Origin of the sequence: Emticicia sp. W12TSBA100-4, from assembly GCF_040253585.1 — a bacterium.
Taxonomy (GTDB): Bacteria; Bacteroidota; Bacteroidia; order Cytophagales; family Spirosomataceae; genus Emticicia.
In genome coordinates this window covers 1-307 of sequence record NZ_JBELAU010000099.1, presented here as the reverse complement: position 1 = coordinate 307, position 307 = coordinate 1, and the positions used below count along the sequence as shown (strand labels likewise).

The following is a 307-nucleotide window of genomic DNA, read 5'->3' as shown; positions in this document are numbered from 1 at the left end:
CTAAGTTGTACAACAACATCGGTAATCCGAACAGCCACAGGCGGAGGAACGTATTCATGGTCAAATGGTTTGGGAACAAATGCAGCGGTAAGTATCGCAAGTTCAGGAATTTACACGGTAACGGTGACAAATAGTAATGGTTGTACGGCAACCGCAACGACCAATGTCACCCTTGATAACAGCGTGCCAAATGCAGGAATTACAGGCACAGAAAATCTAAGTTGTACGACTACCTCGGTAAGCCGAACAGCCACAGGTGGAGGAACGTACTCATGGTCAAACGGTTTGGGGACGAATGCGACAGTAA

At 47.2% G+C, this 307-nt stretch carries 1 protein-coding gene; it reads left to right on the top strand.

Annotated features, from left to right (window positions below):
- Positions 1–307: hypothetical protein (locus ABR854_RS25930; protein ID WP_502881248.1), on the top strand; the 307-nt coding region annotated here is incomplete at both ends.